The following is a 25,695-nucleotide window of genomic DNA, read 5'->3' on the forward strand; positions in this document are numbered from 1 at the left end:
CTGCTGGCGCCCTTTTCAGACAAAATATCGCGCCGGCCTATGTTGACGAAGGAATCGCCTGCCCGCCAGGGCTACGAACCTCGCATTATACCCAAGAAAGGATGTTTCATGCTTCTCGCTATCGTACTGATGATTGTCGGCCTCTTACTTCTTGTGTATGCCGCCGATCGTCTGGTGTACGGAGCCGCAGTATTAGCACGTTCGATGGGCATGCCTCCGCTTATTATTGGGATGACCGTCGTCGGCGTCGGGATCTCCCTTCCTGAGCTGGTCGTTTCCACCACTGCCGCCATCAATGATCAAATGGATTTGGCGGTCGGAAACGCAATTGGTTCAAATATCATTAATATTCTTCTGATTTTGGGCGGTGCAGCCCTGATTCATCCACTTTCCGTGCGTTCTGATATATTACGCCGCGAACTCCCTCTATTGTTACTGGTCACAGGGCTCTGCGGTTTTCTGTTAAGTGACGGTGAACTCAGCCGCGTTGATGGCGTTTTGCTACTGGCCAGCGCGGCGGCCTTTATGATGCTGGTGATAAAAATCGCCCGCGCGGCCGAAAAAGAAGGGCTCGATACGCTGACTTATGAGCAGATGTCCGAGCTGCCTTCCGACAGCAGTAACACCGTGGCGTTTTTGTGGCTTGCGCTGGGCTTTATCATTATGCCGCTGGCGTCAGGGATGATTGTCGATAACAGTACCGTGATTGCCCGTTATTTTGGCGTCAGCGAGCTGGTGATTGGCCTGACGGTAATTGCCATTGGAACCAGCCTGCCGGAACTGGCGACGTTTATTGCCGGTGCTCTTAAAGGTGAAGACGACATCGCGCTGGGTAACATCATCGGCGCGAATATCTTTAATACCTGTCTGGTGCTGGGATTACCCGCACTGGTGGCGCCGGGCTCGTTCAACCCGGATGCGTTTCATCGCGATTACTGGGTCATGCTGGCGGTCAGTATAGTACTTACCGGGCTGTGCCTGATGCGAAAACACCGTATCGGTCATTTAGCCGGTGCACTGTTACTCTGTGGATTTATCGCTTATATGGCGGTGCTGTTCCTTCAACCGGACGGTATCGGCCTCTGAACTCTGTCAGGAATTGACTATGGCTAACGATATCCTCGCCTCCGACTTTGATTTCCAGGCTGTCGGACGTGAAGTGCTGAAAACAGAACGTGAAGGACTTGAGCAGTTAGATCAATACATCAACGCTGATTTCACCCGTGCCTGTGAGAAGATTTTCGCCTGCACCGGTAAAGTCGTGGTGATGGGAATGGGCAAGTCAGGCCATATCGGCCGGAAAATGGCCGCCACCTTCGCCAGTACTGGCACCCCGGCGTTTTTTGTTCATCCGGGCGAAGCCAGCCATGGCGATCTCGGCATGGTGTCCAAACAGGACGTCGTGATCCTGATTTCCAACTCCGGCGAAGCGAATGAGATTCTCTCGCTAATCCCGGTGTTAAAGCGTTTAGCCATTACGCTTATCTGCATGACCGCGAATCCCGAAAGTACCATGGGGAAAGCGGCCGACGTGCATCTTTGCGTGCGGGTGCCCAAAGAGGCGTGCCCGCTCGGCTTAGCACCAACCAGCAGCACCACGGCGGTACTGGTGATGGGTGATGCCCTTGCCGTTGCGCTGCTTGAAGCACGCGGTTTTACGCCGGAAGATTTCGCGCTGTCACATCCCGGCGGAGCACTGGGTCGCAAGCTCCTGCTGCGCGTTAGCGATATCATGCACTCAGGTGATGAAATACCGCACGTCAGCCGCGATGCGTCTTTGCGCGATGCCCTGCTGGAAATCACGCGCAAGAATCTGGGGATGACCGTTATCTGCGACGACCTGATGAAAATTCATGGGATCTTCACCGACGGCGATTTACGTCGGATTTTCGACATGGGCGTCAATATCAACACTGCGTCCATTGCGGATGTGATGACCACCGGCGGCGTTCGCGTGCGTCCTTCCCTGCTGGCCGTCGATGCGCTGAATTTAATGCAGGAAAAACACATTACCTGTGTGATGGTTGCTGATGGTGACCAGTTGTTGGGTGTGTTACATATGCACGACATGCTGCGCGCTGGCGTAGTTTAATTGAGGAATGCCCTGAATGAGTATTAGCACAGCCCTGGTGGATACCTGCTACGGTCCGGTCAGCACCGACGTGCTTGAACGGGCAAAAGCGGTTCGCCTGCTGATTTGCGATGTGGACGGCGTCATGTCTGATGGCCTGATCTACATGGGAAATCAGGGAGAAGAGCTGAAAAGTTTTAACGTTCGCGACGGTTATGGCATCCGTTGCCTGCTGACTTCTGACATTGAGGTCGCCATTATTACAGGCCGCAATGCGAAATTATTGGAAGATCGCGCCAAAACACTTGGGATCCGTCACTTGTATCAAGGTCAATCAGATAAGCTTTTGGCCTTCCGCGAACTGTTAGATACACTGTCGCTTCGGGCAGAGGAAGTCGCTTACATCGGTGATGACCTGATTGACTGGCCGGTAATGGCCGAAGTGGGTTTGTCCGTCGCGGTTCAGGACGCACATCCTATCCTGCTGCCAAAGGCGCATTACGTCACCCGCATTGCCGGTGGCCGTGGCGCAGTTCGCGAATTATGTGATTTGATTCTGCTGGCGCAGGGCAAGCTGGAGGACGCCAAAGGGCTGTCGATATGAATAAAACAAGACTTTGGATCATTCTGGTTCTGACAGCCATTGTTCTGGTGCTGATTGGCTGGTCGCTGTCTGATAACTCCGATGACGCGCCGCAGGCGGTTAACGATCAGGATCCGACCTATCAAAGCTCCCACACGGTCACCATGGTGTATGACCCGCTGGGCAGCCTGACGTACAAACTGGTCTCCGATCAGGTCAAATACTACACCACCGATCAGGTAACCTGGTTTACCAACCCGGTGGCGACTATGTATGACAAGAATAAAGTTCCAACCTGGGTACTGCGTTCTGATAAAGCCAAGATGACTCAGGATAAAATGCTCTATCTTTATGGGCATGTGCAGGCAGATAGTTTGACGCCGGAAACATCACAGCTGCAAAGAATCAAAACGGACAATGCACGGGTTAACCTGACGACACAAGACGTTGCCTCAGACGATGAAGTGACGCTTTACGGTACAGGTTTTACATCTAACGGCATGAAAATGCGTGGTAATCTGCGTGATAAAACAGCAGAGCTGATCGAAAAGGTAACGACCTCTTATGAAATTCAAAGTAAAAAATAAAATCCGTAATCTTCTGATCACAGGCTCCTTGCTGGCCGTCAGTATTCCAGCATTCGCGTTAAAAGATGACACGACGAAACCGATCACCATTGATTCCGCCAATCAGGCGCTGGATGTGAATACCAACACAGCGACCTTCACCGGCAACGTGGTGGTGAATCAGGGTTCGATTCAGGTCAAAGCCGATAAAGTGGTCGTGATCCGCCCGCAAGGCGTATCCGGTAAAGAAGTGGTTGAAGGCTACGGCAACCCGGTGACTTTCTACCAGTTGCAGGACAACGGCAAACCTATCAAAGGCCACGCGCAGAAAGTCCGTTATGAAGTGGAAACCGATCTGGTGACCCTCACCGGCAACGCGTACTTAGAACAGCTCGACAGTAACGTGAAAGGCGATCGTATTACCTATCTGGTGCAAAAGCAGCAGATGGAAGCCTTCAGTGATAAAGGCAACCGTGTCACGACCGTTCTGGTTCCGACGCAGTTGCAGGAAAAGACCCCGGCAGCAGCCGGCGGCCAGACCAAAAAGAGTAACTGATAATTTATGGCAAAATTAATCGCAGAAAATCTGGCGAAGGCATACAAAGGCCGTAAGGTCGTTGAAGATGTCAGCCTGACCGTTAATTCGGGCGAAATCGTCGGATTACTCGGCCCTAACGGTGCCGGTAAAACCACCACGTTCTACATGGTGGTCGGTATCGTGCAGCGTGATGCGGGCCGCATTATCGTTGACGACGAAGACATCAGCCTTCTGCCATTGCACACCCGCGCACGTCGCGGCATTGGTTACCTGCCTCAGGAGGCGTCCATTTTCCGTCGCCTCAGCGTGTTTGATAACCTGATGGCGGTATTGCAGATCCGTGACGACCTGAATAAAGACCAGCGAAACGATCGCGCTAACGAGCTGATGGAAGAGTTCCATATTTCCCATTTGCGCGATAACCTCGGTCAGTCACTGTCCGGTGGTGAACGCCGTCGTGTGGAAATTGCCCGCGCGCTGGCGGCAAATCCTAAGTTTATTCTGCTGGATGAACCCTTCGCCGGTGTTGACCCGATTTCCGTCATCGATATCAAAAAAATCATTGAGCATTTGCGTGACAGCGGCCTCGGCGTACTGATCACTGACCACAACGTCCGTGAAACGCTGGACGTATGTGAACGTGCCTATATCGTCAGTCAGGGCAAACTTATCGCCCACGGCTCTCCGGCCGACATTCTTGCTGATGAACAAGTGAAACGTGTTTATCTCGGTGAAGAATTCCGTCTGTGATCTGCGCCGCCTGAACCGAGCCTGTTGCGCGTTAACGTAAACAGGCCGTTTCTGACCGAAGCTATACCGTCTCAAATCAGCCACGGATATAAAGCCAAGATATGAAGCAAGGTTTGCAACTCAGATTCAGCCAACAACTGGCCATGACTCCTCAATTACAACAGGCGATCCGTCTGTTGCAATTGTCCACGCTTGAGCTCCAACAGGAGATCCAACTCGCGCTGGAGAGCAACCCTCTGCTGGAACAAACTGACCTGCACGATGAAATCGATGCGGTCGAAACCCCTGACAGTGAAGGTCTGGATACCCGCGAAGCCCTCGAGCAGAAAGACATGCCCGAAGAGCTGCCGCTGGATGCCACCTGGGATGAGATTTACACCGCAGGCACCCCGTCCGGTACCGGCAATGATTACAGCGACGACGAACTGCCGGTGTATCAGGGTGAAACTACCCAAACATTGCAGGATTACCTGATGTGGCAGGTCGAGCTGACGCCGTTTTCCGACACCGACGCCGCTATCGCAACCTCCATTGTCGACGCCGTGGATGACACTGGTTATCTAACAATTTCTCTCGACGACATCCTCGAAAGTATTGGCGATGAAAACGTCACCATGGATGAAGTCGAAGCTGTTTTAAAGCGCGTTCAGCGTTTTGACCCGGTGGGTGTGGCGGCGCGCGATCTACGCGACTGCCTGCTGATTCAGCTTTCTCAGTACGTCCCGGAAACGCCTTTCATCACAGAAGCCAGACTTATCATCAGCGAGCATCTGGATCTGCTGGCGAACCATGATTTCCGCGCACTTATGCGATCAACCCGTCTAAAAGAAGATACACTGAAAGGAGCGATGCTCCTGATCCAGTCTCTTGATCCGCGACCGGGGCAGTCGATCAATACCGGCGAGTCAGAATACGTGATCCCGGATGTATTGGTACGCAAAGTGTCGGGCGTCTGGTCCGTCGAACTGAACTCAGACAGCATTCCGCGACTGAAGATCAACCAGCAGTACGCCGCGATGGGCAATTCCACCCGCAGCGACAGCGACGGGCAGTTTATCCGCAGCAATCTGCAGGAAGCCAAATGGCTGATCAAAAGTCTCGAAAGCCGTAATGACACGCTCCTGAAAGTGACGCGCTGCATTGTCGAACAGCAGCAGGCGTTCTTTGAGATGGGTGATGAATACATGAAACCAATGGTGCTGGCCGATATCGCCAGCGCCGTTGAAATGCACGAGTCGACGATTTCGCGCGTGACGACGCAGAAGTTCCTGCACAGCCCGCGCGGCATTTTCGAACTGAAGTATTTCTTCTCCAGCCATGTCAGTACTGACAGCGGCGGCGAGGCATCGTCCACCGCAATCCGGGCGCTGGTGAAGAAATTGATAGCCGCGGAGAATCCTGTAAAACCGCTCAGCGACAGTAAGTTAGCAACCCTGCTTTCCGATCAGGGCATCATGGTTGCACGCCGTACCGTTGCAAAATACCGAGAGTCTTTGTCCATCCCGCCCTCAAACCAGCGTAAACAGTTAGTTTGACCTCAACAGAGAAGGAAGACATTATGCAGCTCAACATTACCGGACATCACATTGAGATCACCGATCCCCTGAGAGAATTCATCTCGTTGAAACTGGCGAAGTTAGAACAGTATTTCGACAGGATTAATCAGGTGTATGTGGTGTTAAGCGTTGAAAAAGTGCAAAAAGTCGCGGAAGCGACACTGCATGTGAACGGAGGCGAGTTGCATGCCACCTCGGAACATCAGGATATGTACGCAGCGATTGACGGACTGGTTGATAAACTGGCCCGTCAGCTGAACAAACATAAAGACAAACTGAAACAGCACTGACATTCATGTAGCCAACCCTGTGCTACACACCTTCGGGCATCGGCTTGTGACCTTCGGGGAACGAGCCGATATAGCTTTAAGGGTGAATCAGCGCAAAAGTGAAGATGACATGATCAACGATATAGCAATGCAATTAACGTCGGTGCTCAATGCCGAATGCACCAAAAGCGGCGTTCATTGCGCCAGCAAAAAACGTGCGCTGGAAATCATCAGCGAGCTGGCGGCCAAACAACTGAATTTGTCGCCACAGGTGATTTTTGACGCCATTTTGACCCGTGAGCGTATGGGCAGCACCGGGATCGGTGCCGGGATCGCCATCCCGCACGGCAAGCTGGAAGAAGATACGTTACGCGCCGTGGGCGTGTTTATTCAGCTCGAACAACCGATCGCGTTTGACGCTATCGACAATCAGCCAGTGGATCTGCTTTTTGCCTTGCTGGTTCCTGCAGATCAATGTAAAACCCACTTACACACCTTGTCTTTAGTGGCCAAGAAATTGGCAGATAAAACAGTGTGTCGCCGTCTGCGCGGAGCGCAAAGCGACGAAGAACTGTTCAAGATAATGACTGAAAACGAATAATTTTAAGATTCCCGGCAGCGCGCCGGGAAAGTGAATTCTGAACACTGAATGCCAGGGGAGTGACACCATGGTGCTGATGATTGTCAGCGGCCGTTCCGGTTCCGGGAAGTCGGTTGCCCTAAGGGCATTAGAAGACATGGGATTTTACTGTGTGGATAATCTGCCGGTGGTGTTACTGCCGCAGCTTGCCCAGACGCTTGTCGAACGCAATACGTCTGCCGCCGTCAGCATTGATGTGCGCAACATGCCTGAAACACCGGAAGTTTATGAGTATGCGATGTCACAACTGCCTGAGAGTTTCTCGCCGCAGTTGCTGTTCCTCGATGCCGACCGCAATACCCTGATCCGCCGTTACAGCGACACCCGTCGTCTGCACCCGCTTTCCAGCAAAAATCTGTCCCTCGAAAGTGCCATCGATGAAGAAGCCGATCTGCTCGAACCGTTGCGTTCCGCCGCCGATCTGATCATCGACACTTCCGAAATGTCGGTTCACGAGCTGGCAGAAATGCTGCGCACCCGCCTTTTGGGCAAACGTGAACGCGAACTGACGATGGTCTTCGAATCCTTCGGTTTCAAACACGGCCTGCCGATTGATGCCGATTACGTCTTCGACGTACGTTTCCTGCCAAACCCGCATTGGGATCCGAAACTGCGCCCGATGACCGGGCTTGATAAGCCTGTCGCGGCGTTTCTTGACCGTCATACCGAAGTGCACAATTTTATCTACCAGACCCGCAGCTATCTCGAACAATGGTTGCCCGCGCTGGAAACCAACAACCGCAGCTATCTGACCGTCGCCATTGGTTGTACTGGCGGTAAACACCGTTCGGTGTATATCGCGGAAGAACTGGCCGACTATTTCCGTTCCCGTGGGAAGAATGTTCAGTCCCGCCATCGCACGCTGGAAAAACGCAAATCATGACGGTGAAACAAACGGTAGAAATCAAAAACCGGTTAGGGATGCACGCCCGTCCGGCGATGAAGTTGTTTGAACTGGTGCAGAGTTTTGAATCAGAAGTGATGCTGCGCAACGGCACAGGCATTGAAGCGGAAGCCAGCAGCGTGATCGCCCTGCTGATGCTCGACTCCCCTAAAGGCCAGCAAATCGAAATCGAAGCCACCGGCCCCGATGAGGTTGAAGCACTGAGCGCCGTAGTGAATCTGATTAATTCCGGATTCGATGAAGACTGAGAATTAACCCACTGTTTAAGCCGTATTAAATGCGGCTTAAACAGTCGATCGCAATAGCCTTAAAGCTCTCAAAATTCTCACTGCTCAGCAAACGGCTCATCGAACGCTCCCGCACAAACGTCACGAATAAATCGTAAATCGCCATTGCCTCTTCGTAATCCGCCTTGCTGATCGCCAGCAGGAAAATCACATGCGCCGTTTCCCCTTCGCCCCAGGCAATACCCTGCGGAGAAAGCAAAGTGATCACCACGGTTTTCTTCGCCAGCAAACCTAACGAATGTGGCAATGCAATGCCCTCCCCCAGCATGGTCGAGACAATTTCCTCACGCTCTACCACCGACGGGTAAAATGCCTGATCGACATACCCTTCTTCTTCCAGCTGCGAACACACATGCCGGAACAGTTCCGCCTGCGTCATCGGTTCGTTGATGATCATGAAGTGTTTTTCGTCGAAGAATTTTTCCAGCATATAAGGCCGGGTGCGATCCACCAGCACCAGCTTGCCGAGCTGTTCCATCTGGTATTCCGTCGGGAACGGTGAAAGCACAACCACCGGCTTATTCTTCTCGCTGATGCGCGCATTCGAGATAATAAAATCTTCGTCAATGTGCTCCAGCTTCTCGTAATCGCGCAAAGATACGATTTGCTTCATCACCAGCTGCGGATACTTACGGCTGATCTGCGCCTGAATCATACGGATGGTGGAATTGCCGGTATCGCACACCATCATCACCTGCGGATGACGCTGATAGCCAATATCGTAATGCCGCTCCAGTCCGACGCCGATGTGCAGCACCAGAAAACCGATCTCGTTTTCGCTGAGCGTATACGGCGTGTATTTACCCCAGCTGGAGACCGCCGCCAGCGTGACGTCATACGCCATCGGATAATGCTGTTTGATGTTGCTCAGCAGCGGATTAGGAATATTGATCTGATATTTCACCCGCGTAATCATGGTCTTGATATGCGTGAGCAGATCCGCACGCAGCTGCTTATCGCCCTGCAAATCATAGTTATAATGCGCATTGATATACGAAAGAATGTAATCGACCAGCGATTCATCATCGTCGGCGTTAATGTCGGTCGGCAAAATATTCTGCACGCGCCGCGCGGCGATATTCACCCGCAGGTAGGCCTCTTCGGAGGCCGGGATCTCCTTGCCCACCAGACTTTTCAGCTCCTCCGCCAGCCGCAGGGAGACCTGCTTCACCGCCGGATCGCCCTCTTCCGCATCGAAATCCGTCAGCGGATAACCGCCGGCGATGCGTTTGATCGCCACCGCGCAGTAGAGGATCAGATACTGCTCGCCCGCATCGGTCAGCTGAATAGCCGACTGTGTCAGCAGCTGATGCATAAACCGTGTCAGCGGCACCAGCGCTTCCGGCTCCAGACTCTCGGCTTTCAGCAGCGGATTGGCCTGCTCTTCGGCATCGAGCTGAAACAGCAGGTCAGTGAGACAGGCGCGGATCGCCAGTTCTGCGCCGAACAACTTCATACCGTAACGCGGTTTGGTTTCGATATTCAGGTGGTAACGCGCCAGATGCTCCCTCACCTCAGCCATATCATTTTGCAGGGTTCCCCGGCTGACAAACCATTCATCGGCCAGATCTTCCAGCTTCAGTGAAAAAGCTGAGGTCAAAAAGCGGATCAGCAACGTCTTTACCCGCTCTGCGGCGGTGCGCGGCGTCGGGTTCGGTTTAGGCTGTGCCGATTGCTGCAACGAGGAGAACAGCGCCTGATCGTCGATGCGCAGCTGATAACCGCTGCCACGGCTGTGAACAAAGGTCGCGCCATAACCGGCAATGATTTCATTGAGTGATGTGATGTCCGCACGCACGGTGCGCGTTGACACCTCCAGACGCCTGGCCAGCTCATCCTGAGGCAGGGTTTCGGTCTGTAACGCATCAAAAAGTTGCGCCAGCCGTTGATTGGGAAATCTCACCATTGTTGTTCCATATTGTTGCCGCTATACCCCATCCGCTTAAACGAATGGGGTTTGGTTCTCAGGTTGTGTCAGTCAGGGCGCGATAACCATCTGCGACGGACTGCCGACCGCCACGTAGCTGTCGACGAAGGTCAGTTTGCCGCTGTCAGACGATACCTTGAATGTAGTGATGTTATCGCTTCGTTGATTCATTGCGTAAATATATTTGCCGTCCGGTGACAAGGTCAGCGTGCGCGGGTAATCACCACGCGTCCAGGTTTCATCGCTCCATTTCATTGCGCCCTCGCCGGTCACCGAGACCTGCGCGATGCTGTTGTGCAGACGGTTGGCCACGTACAGATGCTTACCGTCCTTACTCAGCACAATGCCCGCCGCAAAGTTGGTGCCTTTGAAACCGGCAGGCAACGAAGACAGGCTGTGCAGTTCAGTCAGCGTGCCTTTAGTGGCGTCAAAGCGATAACTGGTCAGCGTCGAGGCTTCTTCATTGATCAGGAAAACCACTTTTCCGTTGGGATGGAACACAAAGTGGCGCGGCCCGGCTCCTTCGGACGAGGCCTTGATGAACGGCGGCTCGTTGGCTTCGAGTACGCCGGTTTCAGCGTTGAGCTTCCACTGAAAGATCCTGTCCAGACCGAGATCGGTGGAGAACGCGAATTTGCCGGAAGGATCGGTGGCGATCATGTGCGCGTGCGGTCCGTTGTGATCGCTGACCGCGAAACTGCCTTCGGCAGCGGCCGCGGGTTTGCCTGCGCCCGCCGGGCCGGAATCTTGCTGACTGTTGCTGGCGTCGCTGAGTTTGCCATCAGCCGCCACCGGGAATACCGCCACGATGCCGCTGATGTAGTTGGCGACCAGCAGATGATCGCCTTTTGGCGTCAGCGACAGATACACCGGCCCTGCGCCTGCGGAATCTACCTGATTAATCAGCGTCAGGCTGCCGTCTTGCGGCGCGATGCGGTACGCGGCAATGGCGCCGTGTTTCCCGCCGTTGTAATTATCGATTTCGCTGCCGACAAACAGCGTTTTGCCATCGTGGCTGAGCACCATCTGCGCCTGATTAGGCAGCTGGCTGGCAAGCGTCTTCTCGCTCAGCGCCCCGGTTTTAGGATCAAATTTAAAGCGGTAAACACCTTCCCCGTTCGGGTTGTAGGTGCCGACATAAGCAAAGTGTGGCGTCATGGTTTTTTCGGCTGCGTAGAGCGGCATGGCGGATACGGCCAGCATCGCGGAGGTTAAACCTGAAATCAGAAACCAGTTTCTCATACATTTCCTCAAACGGGGTTGTCAGACAAACGAGAGACTCTGCGCCCCCGTGACCGGGAGAACGCAGAGTGTTTAACCGCGCAGACGGCTCACCGCGCAGGAAAGGTCAGAATCTTTAGCCCACCAGCTTTTTAACGCTGGCCAGCAGGGTTTTCACATCTTCCGGGCGGGTGTTACCGGTCGCGCTGTCGATGATTGAGCTATAAATGTGCGGAATGATTTTCGTGACACCCGCCGCCAGTGCGATTTCCATAATCGCCCCGAAGTTCTCCAGGTCGATACCGCCCGTCGGCTCCAGCCAGAAATCCTGTTCCGCACAGGCGCGCGCGACGGCTGCGAATTCCTCACGGGTTTTCAGGCCGCCCATCGGGAAATATTTCACCGAGCTGCCGCCCATGTCCCTGAGCAGCGCAATGGCGGTTTCCACCGGCACAATCGCATCGCTGGCCTTTGAGCTCAGTGGCCCGGTGTTGATCTTCACCAGGCCCACTTTGCCGGTAGGCGAAATCAGACCGTTGACCACGCTGTCGCTCTGGCCGAGCAGCGCACGGCTGGTGCCGACGCCGGTAAAGACCTGATTGACGTGTTGCGGCTGCACCTGCGCTGATATCTGGCTGACCATCAGAGACTGACGCGGATCGCCCGCGCCGAGGCCGACGGATAACGCGTTTTCAATCAGCGCGGCATACTCCTTCATGTCCGCCACGGCGCTTGCCACATCGGCATAATTTTTGGAAAGCACGCCAACCAGTACATGACCTTCCGCCGCGTCATAAATCTCGCGGGCATTGTCTTTCGAGCCCGCCAGCACGTTCAGGCAGACGCGGTCACGGTAGAAGTTTGGGGTCAGCTTCATGCTTTCTCTCCACTGAAAAGTTGTTTGAAACGGTCGGCGACGATGGCGAGCTGTGGCGGCGTCACGCTGCGCACGTCCACTTCGATCTTGCCTTCGTTAGCGCGGTAGCCTCGGAAATAAATAGCGATATCGCCGGTTTTCATCGCTTCCACAATGGCTTTGGTTTTCCAGCCCAGCACCGCTTCGTCAAATGTGATTTCCGTACGGGCGATGTCGCGCCCGGCGCTGTCCCAGACCACACGGCCGGTGACGCCGTGGATTTCATTCAGGCTGGCGATAAATGGCGTCATCTTATCGACCATTTCCTGGCCAGTGGTTTTCGGCAATGTGATGTAGCTTTCAATCGCCTGCGTCAGGCCGAGAATGCCCTCTTTGCCGACTTTCATCGCGCGGCCAATGCCGCCGGATTGCAGCTTCACCCATTCGACGTACTGTTTTTTACCCAGCACCAGACCGCTGGTCGGCCCTTCGATGGCTTTCGCACCGCTGTAAATCACCAGATCTGCGCCCATTTCGTAGTAACAGGTCAGGTCTTCTTCTGCGGCCGCATCGACGATCAGCGGCAGGTTATATTCCCGCGCCACCGCCGCCGCTTCTTCCACGGAGAGAATGCTTTTCTGCACGCTGTGATGCGATTTGATGTACATGATGGCCGCAGTGCGCGGCGTGATACAGGCCGCCAGCTGTGCCGCCGAACATTCGTTGGCGTAACCGGCTTCGACGACTTTCCCGCCGCCCATCGTCACCATCGTGGCGACCGGTGCACCGAAATTCACGTTATGACCTTTCGGCAGCACGATGTCGTGCGGCACGTCGAGCGGCGCGGCGTGCAGGTTTTCCAGCAGCCACGCGTTATCTTTCACGATCACCGACGCGACCGACTGGGCGATCCCGGCGGAGGCGCAGGACACCACGACTGCGCTTTCGACATTCAGCAGTCTGGCGATGTACGCACCGGTTTTATTCACCAGATCTTTCATCTCGAAGAAATGGTTCAGGCCGGTATTCACCACGGCAGCCACTTCTTCGCGCGGCGTTGAGACGCCGAGAAGGGTCATCCGCCCGGAAGCATTGATGACCTGTTTTAAGTTGTACTTTTCATATAACGATTGTTCAGAAGACATGAGCAGATTTCCCTTCTTCGGTTAACAGAGTGATGCCCGCGACCACGGCGGCCAGAGGCACCAGCAAACTTTCGCCCTTCACGGACTGACCCTCAGAATCGACAAACACCTGCGGCGCGTGGCGCAGTTCAAACAGGGTCAGATCCGCGTCGGCACCCACTTCCAGACGCCCTTTGGTGCGCAGGCGTAACGCATCGGCGGCGTGCGAGGTGACGCAATCGATCACCTGCGGCAACGTCATGCCGACGCTAAAGAATTTGGACATCACCGTCGCCAGGCTGTGAACCGGTCCGCTAATGCGGTTGCGGCAGTAAATATCGGAGCTGATGGTGTGCGGCAAAATGCCCTGCTTAATGGCCAGTTCCGCCACCTCAAAACTGAAGCTCGCGGAGCCGTGGCCGACATCCAGCCGCACGCCGCGGCTCAGCGCGCGTTTCACTGAATCGCGCAGTACGCCTTCCGGCGACAAAATGCGGTTCGGCTTGCCGTTATAGCAATGGGTGATGATGTCGCCGGAAGTGAGTAAATCAGCGATTTCGTCGAGATTCGGCGGGTTATTGCCGATATGAACCATCAGCGGTAAATCATCATTTTCCTGCTGAATTTCTTTAGCGCGAATCAGCGGCTGAATGCCGTTCTTACCGACCACGCTGCTGCTCATGCGGGCTTTAATACCGATGATAAAACCAGGATTTTTTTCGATAGCCGTACGCACCGCCGCTTTGTCGATCTGCGCCATATCGGCCAGTTCGTTCTGCGTGACAATGCCAGTGCGGGCGATATTCAAAAACGCGTAGACGTTAGTTTTCGCCGCGCGGGTGATCTGATAGAAATCATCGACATCATTCGCGCCGGTACTTCCGGCATCGGCCACGGTAGTCACGCCGCTGGCGACGCCGATCAGATCAGCGTCATCATGATAAATCGGTGATTTGGGGTAACAGTGAACGTGGGAGTCGATCCAGCCCGCGCTGGCGTAAGCCTTGCCGTGCAGATCGAGAACGTGGCGGGCGGATGCGTCCGCCGGGACGTCAAGGGCGGCGATTTTGCCGTCGCGGATGGCGATGTCCATCAGGCTGCCGTCTGTGCTTTTTGCCTGTCGGATGATCAGATCATACATTCTCTCTTCTCCGTCTCTCTTCTGCGTAAGACCGGGCCTCAGGAGCGCGTCCTGACGCCCGGTTACTGCGTTTTACTGCCGTTCCTACAGGGAAACCGGGAAAAACGCGCCCAGTACCATCGCACCGAGAATGGCACCGCCGGTGATCGGCTTTTGCCACAGATAAAAACCTAACGCGCCCAGCAACGAGCCCAGACCAATAGGAATCGACGCGGCCATCGCGGACAGGATAATCAACGGCCCGAGGAAGCGGCCGGAGGCATTACCCGCGCCCATCATCACGTCCGCCCCGTAGGTCGAGTTGCTCTGATTGATGGTGAATTTGCGCGCCAGAATGATGATGTAACCCACGGCTAAACCGAGGATCAGGCCGGTCACCAGCGAAGCAGCAAAGTTCGCCACCGGGAAGATGATCCCCGCGCCCAGCAGCATCGCCGGAACGCCAAGGCCGATGCCGGTCTGGATAGCGCCACCGATATCTAGAATCCCGACCAGAGAGCCTTCGATGATGCGGGCGAACAGGAAGCTGGCACCGAAGGCCGCCACTGCGCCGTACACGCCGGTATCCATGCCTGAACGCAGCATCGACACAAACGCCACTTCGTTAAACGCCCCGATGCCATACAGGTAATACATGTGCGTCCCGGCGAAGACGCCGGAGGACAGTAATCCGACAAAGATCGGGAACGACCATTCGGCGTACCAGAAACCACGTTTGGCTTGTTCTTCCATTGTCATTTCCTCTTACTTGCCGCTGATGGAGTTGTGGATGCCGTTCAGCCATGTCGGAACGTCCAGCATGAATGACTGCAACAGTTTGACGTCGAAACCACGGAAGAAGCCGCTGAGGACAAACAGCGCGATAATCGCCGCCATCATCACTTTGGTGACGTGGTTCCAGCCGCTTTCTTCGACCCCTTTACCAATCAGGATACCCAGCACCAGACCCGGTACGGCGTTGCCCATGATCATCTGCGCCAGACCGCCAAAAATGGTGGCCCAGAAACCCGAACGACGCCCTGCATCAATCGCAGCCAGCCAGAAAATCACCGGCATGACGGTGTTCACCAGCATGTTTGCGGCAGGCACCAGCACTTTGATCGCCGTGACCTGCAGTGCAGCAGGAACCGCCGAGGCCGTGGTGTTAAGGAATGCCACGACAATCATGCCGATGATGCCGCCCGCAATCGCCATTTTGCGCGGGTCATGCATGGTTTCTGCGACGTTGCGGTTTTTAAACATCAGTGCCGCGGTCGCCCAGTGAGGGATGATGCGGTGGTCGACGTCCTGTGTGAAAGACCCCGCCGCCACGGAAGATGCCCAGGCATTAAAGAAGAAGCCCAGACCGAATGAGAAATGCGAAGCCGGATCGCCTTCACAGGAATTTAATTCCCCAAGAGTACGAAAAGCCCCCATTCCTTGCACGGTCGGCGCGTGGAACATACGTGCGGCACCCGCACCTACGCCCACCCCAACCAGTCCGCCGATAATAAGCGACTTAAATAAAATAATTAAAAACATCAGTATATCCTTGTCATTTATAGCTAACGTTTTTATTTCGTGACAAAAACTACCTGTTCCGTATCAATAACAGTCAGGTTGACGGTAATGTCTAACGCCACGTAATAACTCTTTTTTTCCCTGGCCAGAAAAAAGAACAGGAACTTTTCTCTTTTAACGGATTCTTCGGCTTTTATTACCTTGACGTCCTGCGGTTCAATGCGCAGCAAGACATTATTCGCCGAAGCTTTGAGAACGGTTCGCTGAACCTGACTCAGTGCGGAAGAAAAGGCGGCAGCCTTATTTTCGCCTTTTCCCTCAACCCGAACTGTCGTGGTTGATTGTTGTTTCATTACGCCTGACCATACTTTTTGTTATAAGCTTCCACCAGGCGCTGACCCAGTTCTTCTTTATCCATAAATCCAAACCCTAATACCAAACAGCCTTCGTTAATTGCGGTGACACCTTCATCCACTGAGCGCATCCCGTATTTGGCTTTATATCCATATTTGTTTTGTGCGGTAATCGCACCCGCGCCGCCACTGCCGCAGAAAGAAATACCAAAGGTCGCGCCTTCTGCTTTCATCACGTCACCGAGTTTCATATCTGCTGCCATACCAGGGACAACAATGGCTTTTCCGCCCGCTGCTTCAACGCCTGCCGCGACTTTCTGCCCTTTGCCTAAACGGTCGCCGATCACTACTAATACTTGTCCCATGATTTATCTCTCCAGTTAATTCGCTGTACTTTCTGTAAAATTTATTTTGGCTCGTTGTCGCGTGCGACTTCGAAATGCACCGAGAGCAGATACGCTTCTTCGATCGGTAAATTTCCTAACCAGCCGATCACCTCTTCTGCCATTTTCATGGAGTCATCAGAGATTTCATCAAATAATTCTTTTTCGACTTCAGGTAACGGCTCACCGGTAATGGATCGCAACACCATGGCTTTAACGTGTGACGTTAACATCTGCAACTGAACATCGGTGGTGTAGATATTCTTTGCACTTTGCATGGCCTGAATATCTTTTAAAATTTGCTCTGTGGTTGCCGCAGCGTCTTTAAATTCACGTTGCCCGGCCCCATTCACAGATGCGCTTGCGTTATTCACTCGCGATTACCTCTCTCCTTGCCTGACTCACTAATTTCAGCCGTTTATTTCGTCTGTCTTTACCCTAACCCCAGGGAGATTTCCTGTGTAGACCGTCTTTTTCCAGTTCGAAGTGGAAATACAATGAGCTGAGCGGATCCGATTCGCAAAACGAAAAGTTAAGTCGTCATATCACTGAGTATTACCGTCTGTAGCAGCGTATTTCACTGGTAATCGGAATTTTCGCAATGCGGAATATTTCCATCACATCCCTTTCATTTCCGCTTAAGAGTGCCTAGTATCAAAGAACACCCGCAAATTACTCACACCCCTGCGCTTATCCGCGGGGGTGTTATTTTTTGCCTACTGGCAACCCATCCGCACAAAGCGGGTGATGCAAAAGGAATCCTGGAGAATGTTATGAGCAAACCGACACTGACCATCAGCGAACTTGACGCAGAACGCCTGGACACCCTGCTGGCGCAGCCTGCCTATGCCAACAGCCCGGTCGCAGATGCCCTGAATGAAGAGTTGGATCGCGCAGAGATTTTGCCGCCAGAAGACATGCCCGCCGACGTGGTCACGATGAACAGCAAGGTGCGCTTTACAGAAGGTAAAGAGGGCGAAGAACATATCCGCACGCTGGTGTATCCGGCGGCGCTGAAAGACAGTAACGAGCAGTTATCCGTGATGGCGCCGCTTGGTGCAGCGTTGCTGGGCTTACGCGTGGGTGGAAGTATCACGTGGAAGATGCCGAACGGCGAAGACAGCCGGATCGAGGTGCTGGAGTTGTTGTTCCAGCCGGAGGCAGCGGGGGAACTGCGACGTTAAAGTCCGTTAAATCCCTCCCCTGCGAAGGGGAGGGAAAGGAGCAAGGCAGGCGTCATTTACTTAAACTTCTTATGGTTCTCATTCCTTGTCGCCTTAAACCCTTCAGCTTCTTTCTTCGCTTCATCCACTTTGCCCGCTTTAGCTAAAGCGGCAGCCGAATCAATTTGTCCGATCAGCGTATCGAGCCCTTTGTGGTAGTCCTTCATCTCAGGGCTGTCTGGCGCTTTGCCTTTCAGCTTTGGTGGGGTCGCCTTCTTAGCATCTTCTGCTGCCGCTTTCATGTTCGCCAGACCGGTGGTCAGTTCCGCCTGATCGTTGGTTTTCAACACTTTGCCGTAGTTATCGGCAATCGTGTCCATGTCTGTTTCTAAATCCGCCGCCAGTGCGACCGTACTGCTTCCTAATAAGGCCACTACTGCTAACGCCATCAGATGTTTACGCATGAGCGATTCTCTCTATTGTTATAAATTTATTATTTAAAACGACATTGCTTGTAAGGCTTTATAAAAATAGGCCGAGAGAGGGCAAAGTGGAACGACTTTTTTTGTAAATAAGCATTGATGAGCGGAATGAAGGAGAAGAACAGCAGCGATCGGGCGACCGCTGCGGGGAGAGATTATTCGCCGGCGATTTTCATCGAAGGCAATAATACGGAACCACACTGGATATTGCTGCGGGTTTCGATATCGCTGCCGATGGCGACCATATCGCGCCACATGTCTTTCAGGTTACCGGCGATGGTGATTTCACTCACCGGATACTGGATTTCACCGTTCTCGACCCAGAAACCTGCCGCACCGCGGGAGTAGTCGCCGGTAACGCCGCTGACGCCCTGCCCCATCAGTTCCGTCACCACCAGGCCTTTGTCCAGCTTACGCAACATACCGGCGAAGTCGTCACCCTGACCGGCGATGCGCCAGTTATGGATGCCGCCTGCGTGCCCGGTGGTTTGCAGACCGAGCTTGCGCGCGGAATAGCATGTCATCAGCCAGGTTTGCAGCACGCCCGCTTTTACGATGTCGCGACGCTGGGTGCGCACACCTTCGCTGTCGAACGGCGTCGAGGCCAGCCCCTGCAACAGATGCGGATGTTCTTCGATGGTCAGCCACTCTGGCAGGATCTGTTCGCCAAGGCTGTCGAGCAGGAAGGAGGATTTACGGTAGATGCTGCCGCCGCTGATCGCACCTACCAGATGGCCAAATAGGCCGGTCGCTACTTCAGCAGCGAACAGCACCGGTGCGTGCATGGTGGGTAATTTTCGCGGTGCGAGACGGGACAACGTGCGGCGTGCGCACTCTGCGCCAACCCATTCCGGGTCTTTCAGATCGCTCATTTTACGGGCGATGGAATAGGCGTAATCACGTTCCATGTCGCCTTCGTGTTCGGCGATGACTGAGGCGGAAATCGAGTGGCGCGTTGAGCAATAACTTTGCAGCATGCCGTGGCTGTTACCGAAAACGCGGATGCCGTAATGGCTGTTAAAGCTGCCACCTTCGGTGTTAGTGATGCGCTTGTCCGCTTTCAGCGCGGCCTGTTCAGCGCGTGCTGCCAGCTCAATGCTGCGATCCGGATCCAGCTCTTCCGGATGGAATAAATCCAGATCCGGTGCATCGAAGGCCAGCATCTCTTTATCCGCTACACCGGCAAACGGATCCGGCGAGGTATAACGGGCGATGTCCAGCGCGGCCTGCACGGTGCGGGAGATCGCGTCCGGGCTTAAATCGGTGGAAGACGCGCTGCCTTTGCGGTTTTGATAGTAAACGGTGATGCCCAGCGCGCCATCGCTGTTGAATTCAACGTTCTCGACTTCACCAAAACGTGTACTGACGCCGATACCGGTGGTTTTGCTGACCGCCACTTCTGCGGCGTCTGAACCGGCTTTCGCCAGTTCTAATGCCTGAGATACGGCCTGTTCGAGGGTTTTACGCTGCTGCGCAACTTGATTCACTACGTTCATCGGCATGCCATCGCTTATGAGATAAAAGGGATTGTTCTACACTGAAACACAGATACTTATCCTTTTGAGTCTAACAGAGACTCGCCATAATTTCGCATAGCGTGCGGCGTTGTTAAGACCGAAGTTGCAACAGAATAGCCATCTCTGTGGCATAATGCCGCCGAAGCAATAAAGCACAATCAAACTGACAGGATTACCTCGATAAGAGGAAGCGCCCATGACAAAGAAAATTGACGACTGGCTCGATGACGTTCCCGAGAATAATGAGAACGAAGAAGATGATGAGATCATCTGGGTCAGTAAAAGTGAAATCAAACGTGACGCCGAGGCGCTGAAAGATCTCGGTGCAGAAATGGTGGATCTGGGTAAAAACTCGCTCGATAAACTGCCGCTGGATGAAGATCTGCGCGCGGCCATCGATTTAGCTCAGAAAATCAAAAAAGAAGGCCGTCGCCGCCAGTTACAGCTGATCGGTAAAATGCTGCGTTCGCGCGATGTGGAGCCGATTGAAACCGCGCTCGACAAGCTCAAAAACCGCCACAACCAGCAGGTTTCGCTGTTCCACAAACTGGAAATGCTGCGTGACCGTCTGGTCGAAGAAGGCGATGAAGCAGTGCCAACGGTGCTGGAGCTGTATCCGGAAGCCGACCGCCAGCAGCTGCGCGCATTAATCCGCAACGCGCAGAAAGAGAAAGCGACTAACAAACCGCCGAAATCTTACCGCCAGATTTTCCAGTATCTGCGCGAACTGGCTCAGGCCCAGGAATAAAAAACAAAACCCGCTGAAAGGCGGGTTTTTTGTTTTCAGCCTTTCGCTTTCGCGACAGGTTTCTCCAGCAGGTTCAGACGCAGCTCGCCTTCCAGCTCTTCTTCTGCCTCTTCAAACAGCAAAATCAGTGCGCCGAAACGCCGCTTACGGCTGGCAGTCAGATTGACAAAATCTATCTCCACCGGCAGCGCAATCCCGCCCGTGACTTCATCCCAAAGTGCATCCAGATTCGCGCCAAAGCTGTCAGTCAGTGAAAACTGACGGACAAATTCGGCATAGAATGCCGGTAAATCCGGGATGTGATTAAAATCGAAGCTCACTTTATTCATCGACATTACTCCACCCGAACAAAATTCTGATAATGGTCACGGCTGACGTAAATCAGCCCGTCGCTGGCAAACAGCACGCGGTCAGCGCCGCGACGTCCGCAGCGATAGTTGATATCCGCCTCACGCCAGACCCGTTTATACGCTGTCGGTAAGCGCCCTTCCCGGTTCGAGAAACGGTCGCCGCCAATGGCTTTTCCCGCCAGCACGTCGCAAAGATTACCGGAACGTGCATCCCAGCCCGCTTCACGCGCTTTTTTCTTGGTGATGTAGTTGTCAGGTAACCGGTGATTCTGGCGCAAATAGCTGACTACCGTTTTCTCATCGGTGCCCGATACGATGGTGCCAGAGTTGTATGTCGTTTTCGCGACAACCTGCCCGGCGACGCCGGACAGCCCCAGAATCACGGCGGCGACCACCATCAGCGTGCGCCGCAGCCCGTAAAATACCTTCATTGACGTCCTTTGTGCATAGCCGGAAATGATGTGTTCCTCTTTATTGTTTCCTAAAATCCGCTTTCTGAAAAGGCGACTTATAGATTTCCTAAATGTAACGTTTTCACCTGTAAATACTCTTCCAGTCCCAGAACCGACCCTTCGCGCCCCAGGCCGGACTCTTTCACCCCACCAAACGGCGCGGCTTCGTTGGAAATCGCACATTCATTCACGCCGATCATGCCGCTCTCAATTGCATCCGCGACGCGGAAAACGCGTTGCAGGTTCTGGCTGTAGAAATAGGCAGCCAGCCCGAACGGAGTATCATTGGCGCGCTGAATAACTTCCTCTTCCGTTTTGAAACGGAAGCAGGCCGCCAGCGGGCCGAAGGTTTCTTCGTGGGCGACTTTCATATCGTCGGTGGAATCGGCAATCACCGTCGGCTGGAAGAAGTTGCCGCCGAGCTTGTGACGCTCGCCGCCTTCCATCAGTCGTCCGCCTTTCTCCAGCGCGTCTTTGACGTGATCTTCCACTTTCTCCAGCCCTTTGATGTCGATCAGCGGCCCGACAATCACACCGTCGTCCATGCCATTGCCGACTTTCAGCTTGCGCACTTCCTCCACCAGACGGGAAACGAACGCATCGTAAACGCCGTCCTGCACGTAAATGCGGTTGATGCACACGCATACCTGTCCGGTATTACGGAATTTACAGGTGATCGCGCCTTTGACGGCGGCGTCGAGATCGGCATCATCAAATACGATATACGGCGCGTTGCCGCCGAGCTCCATCGACACTTTTTTCATGGTGTCGGCGCTATTACGCACCAGCGTTTTACCAACCTCCGTCGACCCCGTGAAGGAGACTTTACGCACTTTGTCGCTGGACATAATTGCGTCGCTGATGGCATGTGTATCACCGGCCACGCCGTTGATCACGCCATCCGGCACACCGGCGTCTTTTGCCAGTTGCAACAGCGCGAAGGCCGAAAGCGGCGTGTTATTGGCCGGTTTGATAAGGCCGGTACAGCCCGCAGCCAGCGCCGGGCCGAGTTTGCGGGTCAGCATCGCCAGCGGGAAATTCCACGGGGTGATCGCCGCGACCACACCGACAGGTTCGCGGGTGGCAAAAATGCGGGAACCCGCTTTTGCTGGCGGAATGATTTCGCCGTTCGCTCGCTTAGCTTCTTCGCTGAACCATTGCAGATAGCTGGCGGCGTAATCGACCTCGCCCAGCGCTTCTTTCAGCGGTTTGCCCTGCTCCGCCACCATCAGCTCGCCGAGAAACTGTTTGTTCTCCAGCATCAGCTCATACCAGCGGTGTAAAATTTCAGAACGTGCTTTGGCGGTGGTTTTGCGCCACGCAGGAAAGGCATCGCTGGCCGCTTTAATCGCCGCTTCGGTTTCAGCTTTCCCCGCTTTCGCCACTTTCGCCACCACATCTCCGGTGGCCGGATCCAGCACATCAAACGTGGTTTTGGCTTCATGCCATTTACCGCCGGTGAAATAACCGGTCTTAAATAAAGGATGTGCGGACAGTTTCTTAAGGTGGGCAGACATGTAAATCCTCCTGACGTATACCGTTTAAAGCAATGAATAGAAATAAGTATAGCGGCTCAGGAGGAAGCGTCTCTCAGACAGCACTGAGAGACACAGCTCGCAAAGTGGAATGTCACACGTTCACAACCACAAAGCTGGTGAGTAAACTGAGTTATCACTGGCTTAATGATTAAGGAAAAGGGATGTCGACACGCATAAAAATGAATATCGGCGAGCTGTATACGGACATGGGCGAAGGGCTGCCGGAAGAGCGCCGTGCAGGGAAAGAACGGGTGTACGATTACAACCTGACCCGCCCCTCGGAAGAAGAAAAGCGCCAGCGGATGCTCAAAGACATGATGGGCAGCATCGGCGAGAATGGCTGGATTGAACCGCCACTGCGCGTGGCTTACGGCACGCATACCCACATCGGCAAGAACTTCTACGCCAACTTCAACCTCACGCTGGTGGATGACGCCACGGTAACCATCGGCGATAACGTGATGATTGCGCCGAACGTGACCCTCGCCACCGCCGGGCATCCAATCGATCCGGACATCCGCATCACCGGACAACAGTTCTCCCTGCCCATCGTGATTGAAGATAACGTCTGGCTGGGCGCGGGCGTAATAGTGAATCCAGGCGTAACGATTGGCCGTAACAGCGTAATTGGCGCAGGCAGCGTGGTCACAACTTCTATTCCGGAAAATGTCGTCGCGGTGGGCGTACCGTGCCGCGTTATGCGGACCATCGGGCCGGAAGATCGCAAGGCGTTTACGAAGTAAAAGCTAAAGTAAGCGCAAAAGAAAAAGGCCGGTGCTTTGCAGCAACGGCCTTGTATTTTATTCGCTTACACCACAAAGGAATGCTGATAACGATGTAGCATGTCGGTCAGGCGGCGCACCGGTTCGGTGACTTTCAGCGGCGCATCGTATTCCACCAGTTTTTCCTGATACTCCCCGAGCTCGCTTAGCAAACGTTGATAATAATACGTTCGCTTTCCTTCGCCCGACGCTGACACTACGTGGTCAGCCGTATTGCGGATTTTCTTATGGAATGCCGACAGCTCGTCGTTTACCGGCACTTCCGCCAGCTTCATCCGCTGATGCGCGATAATCAGCATCAGCGCCAGGCGATATTTGCCGATGTCGTTCGGAAACATCACCAGCAACTGATTCAGCTGATGGTATAACGCAGGCAGATGGTTCTCGCGGCGGCGATAGGCTTTGGTGGTCAGCGCGGAAACGGCGCTGCTCATAAAGCGGTTAAGCAGGGTGCGACCGGTTTTCTCGCGCGATTTATCACGCACCACCAGTAATACCGTCATGGCAATTACGGTTCCAATCGCCTGACCCGTGGCGTTATCCAAAAACGAGGTCACATTAAATTTCATCGGGTTACTCAGAACCAGAATATTGATGGTTCCCGCCAGCAGCCCGAGCATACCGAGGCGACGCTTAGTCACTTCAATACCAATGAAGAAGGTGAAAATCCCCAGTGAAAGACACAGCAGGAACAAACTTTGCTGCGTCGCGGGCATAATCAGCATAAACATCATCGAACCGACAGGGATCGCCAGCAGCATACCGACGATAAAGTCCATCGCCATGCCCTTCGGGTTAGGTGTGCGCATCGCCAGCGAGGTCACAACGGCAATAATCACCACGCAGCCGCTGCCCGACGTCCAGCCGGTCCACAACCACATCAGGCACCCGATGGCGGTCGCAGTAAAGGTGCGCAGGCCGTTAATCAGCGCGTGATGGCGTTCTGCCGAGGCCGGACGCACCACCACTTCGCTGTCCAGCACGCCGCTTTCGATACTGCTGATGCTGCTGTTAGTGTGAACGCCTTTCATCAGCAACAGCGCACGGGTGCCCGCACCGGCCCAGGCGCTGATGGTCATCAGGACGTTATCGCTATGAGAACCGGTAATGACCTGCCGCAACAGCTTCAGCCGGCGATGTACCTCCGTGACGGTTTCCGCCGGTTCATCGAACATCGCTTTCAGTTCGGGAGACAATCTTTCCGGCGAGGTTTGCAAGATCAGATACGTTTCACAGGCCTGCGTAATCATGCTCAGCGAGGTACTGTGCAGCGCTTTCAGACGCCGGTTACAGCGCTGCCAGCGCGATGATTCCATCATCAGACTGCTGCGCATACCGTTCAGCGCCGTGGTGCTTTTCACCAGATTATTCCACGATTTATCAATATCTTCCTTCGACGCGTTATTCACGCAAATTCGCATCAGCGCGAACTGATCGAGCATCAACTGACTGACGGCGCGGTCGATATCTTTTTTGATAGAACGGGGAGAAAACAACAGGTCAGCGACGATTGCACAACAAATCCCGAGGACAATTTCACTGCAACGCTCTACCGCAAACTGCGGCGTTTGCAGCGGCGTGGCGGCGGAAGTGACGACGATAATCAGCGCGGTGTAACCGGCCAGACCGAGCGCATAGGAGTTCTCGACGCGAACCAGCGAAGACCACCAGGTACAGACGCCCGCCCAGATACAGCACAGGAGCAGCATCACCACCGGTGCACGCGCCGTGGCGATCACTATCACCAGCGCGGCCAGACAGCCAATAAAGGTGCCGATAACGCGCAGAAAACCACGGTGACGGATGGCACCGGCAAACGGCTCGCCACCGGCCGCCAGCGCAGGGCCGGAGGTCACGATGGCGGCGGTCATGGCAGACCAGCGCGGGGTTTCGAGTTGCAGATAGAACCCGAGCACCAGCGCGCCGAGGATCGCGAACGTCAGCTTACACGCAAAACGGATGCGAGGGATCAGGACACTATTATTCATTTTCCG

30 protein-coding genes are annotated in these 25,695 nt (G+C 54.2%); 14 read left to right on the top strand and 16 right to left on the bottom strand.

Annotated features, from left to right (window positions below; genetic code table 11):
* The first annotated feature begins 108 nt into the window (after positions 1-108).
* The 11 genes from AC0Z7K_RS16535 to npr all read left to right on the top strand — a co-directional run bounded on the left by AC0Z7K_RS16535 (position 109) and on the right by npr (position 8,125).
* Positions 109-1,086 carry a calcium/sodium antiporter gene (locus tag AC0Z7K_RS16535; protein WP_413530563.1) on the top strand — a complete coding sequence of 326 codons (978 nt, stop codon included), beginning with the start codon at positions 109-111 and terminating at the stop codon, positions 1,084-1,086.
* 19 nt (positions 1,087-1,105) lie between these two features.
* Entirely contained in the window at positions 1,106-2,092 is a 987-nt protein-coding gene (gene kdsD / locus AC0Z7K_RS16540) for an arabinose-5-phosphate isomerase KdsD (protein WP_485615225.1), read from the top strand.
* Positions 2,093-2,108: 16 nt separating this feature from the next.
* Entirely contained in the window at positions 2,109-2,675 is a 567-nt protein-coding gene (gene kdsC / locus AC0Z7K_RS16545) for a 3-deoxy-manno-octulosonate-8-phosphatase KdsC (protein WP_213051481.1), read from the top strand.
* The gene (gene lptC, locus AC0Z7K_RS16550; RefSeq protein ID WP_112169195.1) at positions 2,672-3,241 is read left to right on the top strand and encodes an LPS export ABC transporter periplasmic protein LptC; all 570 of its coding nucleotides are present in this window, start codon (positions 2,672-2,674) and stop codon (positions 3,239-3,241) included. The genes kdsC and lptC overlap by 4 nt, the downstream gene beginning before the upstream one ends.
* Positions 3,219-3,776, top strand: a complete 558-nt coding sequence (gene lptA, locus AC0Z7K_RS16555) for a lipopolysaccharide ABC transporter substrate-binding protein LptA (protein WP_413530561.1) — start codon at positions 3,219-3,221, stop codon at positions 3,774-3,776. The genes lptC and lptA overlap by 23 nt, the downstream gene beginning before the upstream one ends.
* Before the next feature lie 6 nt (positions 3,777-3,782).
* On the top strand, positions 3,783-4,508 hold the full coding sequence (gene lptB, locus AC0Z7K_RS16560) for an LPS export ABC transporter ATP-binding protein (protein WP_413530560.1): 726 nt from the start codon (positions 3,783-3,785) through the stop codon (positions 4,506-4,508).
* Positions 4,509-4,609: 101 nt separating this feature from the next.
* On the top strand, positions 4,610-6,043 hold the full coding sequence (gene rpoN / locus AC0Z7K_RS16565; protein WP_213051482.1) for an RNA polymerase factor sigma-54: 1,434 nt from the start codon (positions 4,610-4,612) through the stop codon (positions 6,041-6,043).
* 23 nt (positions 6,044-6,066) lie between these two features.
* A complete protein-coding gene (gene hpf / locus AC0Z7K_RS16570; RefSeq protein ID WP_112169187.1) occupies positions 6,067-6,354 on the top strand; it encodes a ribosome hibernation promoting factor in 288 nt (95 codons plus the stop codon).
* A 109-nt stretch (positions 6,355-6,463) separates the two neighbouring features.
* A complete protein-coding gene (gene ptsN / locus AC0Z7K_RS16575) occupies positions 6,464-6,934 on the top strand; it encodes a PTS IIA-like nitrogen regulatory protein PtsN (RefSeq protein WP_112169343.1) in 471 nt (156 codons plus the stop codon).
* Positions 6,935-7,001: 67 nt separating this feature from the next.
* A complete protein-coding gene (rapZ, locus tag AC0Z7K_RS16580; RefSeq protein WP_112169185.1) occupies positions 7,002-7,856 on the top strand; it encodes an RNase adapter RapZ in 855 nt (284 codons plus the stop codon).
* Complete coding sequence (gene npr, locus AC0Z7K_RS16585; RefSeq protein ID WP_413530559.1) at positions 7,853-8,125, top strand: PTS phosphocarrier protein NPr; 273 nt, start codon at positions 7,853-7,855, stop codon at positions 8,123-8,125. Before rapZ ends, npr begins: the two co-directional genes overlap by 4 nt.
* Positions 8,126-8,150: 25 nt before the next feature.
* On the opposite strand, the gene AC0Z7K_RS16590 is transcribed toward npr, so the two are convergent.
* The 10 genes from AC0Z7K_RS16590 to AC0Z7K_RS16635 all read right to left on the bottom strand — a co-directional run bounded on the left by AC0Z7K_RS16590 (position 8,151) and on the right by AC0Z7K_RS16635 (position 17,043).
* Complete coding sequence (locus tag AC0Z7K_RS16590) at positions 8,151-10,070, bottom strand: BglG family transcription antiterminator (RefSeq protein ID WP_413530558.1); 1,920 nt, start codon at positions 10,068-10,070, stop codon at positions 8,151-8,153.
* Between the two features lie 72 nt (positions 10,071-10,142).
* Complete coding sequence (locus AC0Z7K_RS16595) at positions 10,143-11,333, bottom strand: lactonase family protein (protein WP_485615226.1); 1,191 nt, start codon at positions 11,331-11,333, stop codon at positions 10,143-10,145.
* A 115-nt stretch (positions 11,334-11,448) separates the two neighbouring features.
* Positions 11,449-12,189, bottom strand: a complete 741-nt coding sequence (gene dagF, locus AC0Z7K_RS16600) for a 2-dehydro-3-deoxy-phosphogluconate aldolase (protein ID WP_485615227.1) — start codon at positions 12,187-12,189, stop codon at positions 11,449-11,451.
* On the bottom strand, positions 12,186-13,313 hold the full coding sequence (locus AC0Z7K_RS16605) for a DgaE family pyridoxal phosphate-dependent ammonia lyase (RefSeq protein WP_485615228.1): 1,128 nt from the start codon (positions 13,311-13,313) through the stop codon (positions 12,186-12,188). Before AC0Z7K_RS16605 ends, dagF begins: the two co-directional genes overlap by 4 nt.
* Complete coding sequence (locus tag AC0Z7K_RS16610; protein ID WP_485615229.1) at positions 13,303-14,433, bottom strand: amidohydrolase/deacetylase family metallohydrolase; 1,131 nt, start codon at positions 14,431-14,433, stop codon at positions 13,303-13,305. Before AC0Z7K_RS16610 ends, AC0Z7K_RS16605 begins: the two co-directional genes overlap by 11 nt.
* Before the next feature lie 84 nt (positions 14,434-14,517).
* Positions 14,518-15,165 (bottom strand): DUF4310 family protein, encoded by a 648-nt coding sequence (locus AC0Z7K_RS16615; RefSeq protein ID WP_413530553.1) that lies wholly within the window; start codon positions 15,163-15,165, stop codon positions 14,518-14,520.
* Positions 15,166-15,177: 12 nt separating this feature from the next.
* A complete protein-coding gene (locus AC0Z7K_RS16620) occupies positions 15,178-15,954 on the bottom strand; it encodes a DUF4311 domain-containing protein (RefSeq protein ID WP_413530552.1) in 777 nt (258 codons plus the stop codon).
* Positions 15,955-15,986: 32 nt separating this feature from the next.
* Positions 15,987-16,286 (bottom strand): DUF4312 family protein, encoded by a 300-nt coding sequence (locus AC0Z7K_RS16625; RefSeq protein ID WP_413530551.1) that lies wholly within the window; start codon positions 16,284-16,286, stop codon positions 15,987-15,989.
* Positions 16,286-16,651: an SFCGS family glycine-rich protein gene (locus AC0Z7K_RS16630; protein ID WP_013577270.1), complete on the bottom strand. Its 366-nt coding sequence runs from the start codon at positions 16,649-16,651 to the stop codon at positions 16,286-16,288. Before AC0Z7K_RS16630 ends, AC0Z7K_RS16625 begins: the two co-directional genes overlap by 1 nt.
* Positions 16,652-16,692: 41 nt before the next feature.
* Positions 16,693-17,043 (bottom strand): PRD domain-containing protein, encoded by a 351-nt coding sequence (locus tag AC0Z7K_RS16635; protein WP_413530550.1) that lies wholly within the window; start codon positions 17,041-17,043, stop codon positions 16,693-16,695.
* Positions 17,044-17,442: 399 nt separating this feature from the next.
* Between AC0Z7K_RS16635 and rnk the strand changes: the two genes are divergently transcribed.
* A complete protein-coding gene (gene rnk, locus AC0Z7K_RS16640; protein WP_112169163.1) occupies positions 17,443-17,853 on the top strand; it encodes a nucleoside diphosphate kinase regulator in 411 nt (136 codons plus the stop codon).
* 56 nt (positions 17,854-17,909) lie between these two features.
* Here the strand turns inward: rnk and cybC are convergent, their stop codons facing one another.
* Positions 17,910-18,296 (bottom strand): cytochrome b562, encoded by a 387-nt coding sequence (cybC, locus tag AC0Z7K_RS16645; protein WP_112168371.1) that lies wholly within the window; start codon positions 18,294-18,296, stop codon positions 17,910-17,912.
* 173 nt (positions 18,297-18,469) lie between these two features.
* Complete coding sequence (pmbA, locus tag AC0Z7K_RS16650; RefSeq protein ID WP_485615230.1) at positions 18,470-19,810, bottom strand: metalloprotease PmbA; 1,341 nt, start codon at positions 19,808-19,810, stop codon at positions 18,470-18,472.
* A 217-nt stretch (positions 19,811-20,027) separates the two neighbouring features.
* On the opposite strand from pmbA, the gene yjgA reads away from it, so the two are divergent.
* Positions 20,028-20,579: a ribosome biogenesis factor YjgA gene (gene yjgA, locus AC0Z7K_RS16655; RefSeq protein WP_112168373.1), complete on the top strand. Its 552-nt coding sequence runs from the start codon at positions 20,028-20,030 to the stop codon at positions 20,577-20,579.
* 35 nt (positions 20,580-20,614) lie between these two features.
* On the opposite strand, the gene AC0Z7K_RS16660 is transcribed toward yjgA, so the two are convergent.
* The 3 genes from AC0Z7K_RS16660 to AC0Z7K_RS16670 all read right to left on the bottom strand — a co-directional run bounded on the left by AC0Z7K_RS16660 (position 20,615) and on the right by AC0Z7K_RS16670 (position 22,898).
* Positions 20,615-20,908, bottom strand: a complete 294-nt coding sequence (locus AC0Z7K_RS16660; RefSeq protein ID WP_485615245.1) for a barstar family protein — start codon at positions 20,906-20,908, stop codon at positions 20,615-20,617.
* A 5-nt stretch (positions 20,909-20,913) separates the two neighbouring features.
* Entirely contained in the window at positions 20,914-21,360 is a 447-nt protein-coding gene (locus tag AC0Z7K_RS16665) for a ribonuclease domain-containing protein (protein ID WP_485615231.1), read from the bottom strand.
* 77 nt (positions 21,361-21,437) lie between these two features.
* Positions 21,438-22,898, bottom strand: coding sequence for an NAD-dependent succinate-semialdehyde dehydrogenase (locus tag AC0Z7K_RS16670; protein WP_485615232.1), 1,461 nt, complete (start codon positions 22,896-22,898; stop codon positions 21,438-21,440).
* Positions 22,899-23,080: 182 nt separating this feature from the next.
* On the opposite strand from AC0Z7K_RS16670, the gene AC0Z7K_RS16675 reads away from it, so the two are divergent.
* Positions 23,081-23,662, top strand: coding sequence for a maltose acetyltransferase domain-containing protein (locus AC0Z7K_RS16675; RefSeq protein ID WP_413530546.1), 582 nt, complete (start codon positions 23,081-23,083; stop codon positions 23,660-23,662).
* Positions 23,663-23,727: 65 nt separating this feature from the next.
* Here AC0Z7K_RS16675 and aaeB read toward each other — a convergent pair whose 3' ends face one another.
* Positions 23,728-25,689 (bottom strand): p-hydroxybenzoic acid efflux pump subunit AaeB, encoded by a 1,962-nt coding sequence (aaeB, locus tag AC0Z7K_RS16680; RefSeq protein WP_485615233.1) that lies wholly within the window; start codon positions 25,687-25,689, stop codon positions 23,728-23,730.
* Positions 25,690-25,695: the final 6 nt, after the last annotated feature.

Source organism: Rahnella sp. 1L-D-7-B-C2 (assembly GCF_057290995.1).

Excerpts from the sequence above, each read along its gene's own strand:
- AC0Z7K_RS16620 (WP_413530552.1), bottom strand. The coding sequence starts at position 15,954 with ATGTTTTTAATTATTTTATTTAAGTCGCTTATTATCGGCGGACTGGTT.
- dagF (WP_485615227.1), bottom strand. The coding sequence starts at position 12,189 with ATGAAGCTGACCCCAAACTTCTACCGTGACCGCGTCTGCCTGAACGTG.
- AC0Z7K_RS16590 (WP_413530558.1), bottom strand. The coding sequence starts at position 10,070 with ATGGTGAGATTTCCCAATCAACGGCTGGCGCAACTTTTTGATGCGTTA.
- cybC (WP_112168371.1), bottom strand. The coding sequence starts at position 18,296 with ATGCGTAAACATCTGATGGCGTTAGCAGTAGTGGCCTTATTAGGAAGC.
- lptC (WP_112169195.1), top strand. The coding sequence starts at position 2,672 with ATGAATAAAACAAGACTTTGGATCATTCTGGTTCTGACAGCCATTGTT.
- rpoN (WP_213051482.1), top strand. The coding sequence starts at position 4,610 with ATGAAGCAAGGTTTGCAACTCAGATTCAGCCAACAACTGGCCATGACT.
- ptsN (WP_112169343.1), top strand. The coding sequence starts at position 6,464 with ATGATCAACGATATAGCAATGCAATTAACGTCGGTGCTCAATGCCGAA.
- AC0Z7K_RS16535 (WP_413530563.1), top strand. The coding sequence starts at position 109 with ATGCTTCTCGCTATCGTACTGATGATTGTCGGCCTCTTACTTCTTGTG.
- AC0Z7K_RS16625 (WP_413530551.1), bottom strand. The coding sequence starts at position 16,286 with ATGAAACAACAATCAACCACGACAGTTCGGGTTGAGGGAAAAGGCGAA.
- npr (WP_413530559.1), top strand. The coding sequence starts at position 7,853 with ATGACGGTGAAACAAACGGTAGAAATCAAAAACCGGTTAGGGATGCAC.
- AC0Z7K_RS16610 (WP_485615229.1), bottom strand. The coding sequence starts at position 14,433 with ATGTATGATCTGATCATCCGACAGGCAAAAAGCACAGACGGCAGCCTG.
- rapZ (WP_112169185.1), top strand. The coding sequence starts at position 7,002 with ATGGTGCTGATGATTGTCAGCGGCCGTTCCGGTTCCGGGAAGTCGGTT.
- pmbA (WP_485615230.1), bottom strand. The coding sequence starts at position 19,810 with ATGAACGTAGTGAATCAAGTTGCGCAGCAGCGTAAAACCCTCGAACAG.
- lptB (WP_413530560.1), top strand. The coding sequence starts at position 3,783 with ATGGCAAAATTAATCGCAGAAAATCTGGCGAAGGCATACAAAGGCCGT.
- hpf (WP_112169187.1), top strand. The coding sequence starts at position 6,067 with ATGCAGCTCAACATTACCGGACATCACATTGAGATCACCGATCCCCTG.
- AC0Z7K_RS16605 (WP_485615228.1), bottom strand. The coding sequence starts at position 13,313 with ATGTCTTCTGAACAATCGTTATATGAAAAGTACAACTTAAAACAGGTC.
- AC0Z7K_RS16630 (WP_013577270.1), bottom strand. The coding sequence starts at position 16,651 with ATGGGACAAGTATTAGTAGTGATCGGCGACCGTTTAGGCAAAGGGCAG.
- AC0Z7K_RS16665 (WP_485615231.1), bottom strand. The coding sequence starts at position 21,360 with ATGAAGGTATTTTACGGGCTGCGGCGCACGCTGATGGTGGTCGCCGCC.
- lptA (WP_413530561.1), top strand. The coding sequence starts at position 3,219 with ATGAAATTCAAAGTAAAAAATAAAATCCGTAATCTTCTGATCACAGGC.
- kdsC (WP_213051481.1), top strand. The coding sequence starts at position 2,109 with ATGAGTATTAGCACAGCCCTGGTGGATACCTGCTACGGTCCGGTCAGC.
- yjgA (WP_112168373.1), top strand. The coding sequence starts at position 20,028 with ATGACAAAGAAAATTGACGACTGGCTCGATGACGTTCCCGAGAATAAT.
- AC0Z7K_RS16660 (WP_485615245.1), bottom strand. The coding sequence starts at position 20,908 with ATGAATAAAGTGAGCTTCGATTTTAATCACATCCCGGATTTACCGGCA.
- aaeB (WP_485615233.1), bottom strand. The coding sequence starts at position 25,689 with ATGAATAATAGTGTCCTGATCCCTCGCATCCGTTTTGCGTGTAAGCTG.
- AC0Z7K_RS16595 (WP_485615226.1), bottom strand. The coding sequence starts at position 11,333 with ATGAGAAACTGGTTTCTGATTTCAGGTTTAACCTCCGCGATGCTGGCC.
- AC0Z7K_RS16615 (WP_413530553.1), bottom strand. The coding sequence starts at position 15,165 with ATGGAAGAACAAGCCAAACGTGGTTTCTGGTACGCCGAATGGTCGTTC.
- rnk (WP_112169163.1), top strand. The coding sequence starts at position 17,443 with ATGAGCAAACCGACACTGACCATCAGCGAACTTGACGCAGAACGCCTG.
- AC0Z7K_RS16670 (WP_485615232.1), bottom strand. The coding sequence starts at position 22,898 with ATGTCTGCCCACCTTAAGAAACTGTCCGCACATCCTTTATTTAAGACC.
- kdsD (WP_485615225.1), top strand. The coding sequence starts at position 1,106 with ATGGCTAACGATATCCTCGCCTCCGACTTTGATTTCCAGGCTGTCGGA.
- AC0Z7K_RS16675 (WP_413530546.1), top strand. The coding sequence starts at position 23,081 with ATGTCGACACGCATAAAAATGAATATCGGCGAGCTGTATACGGACATG.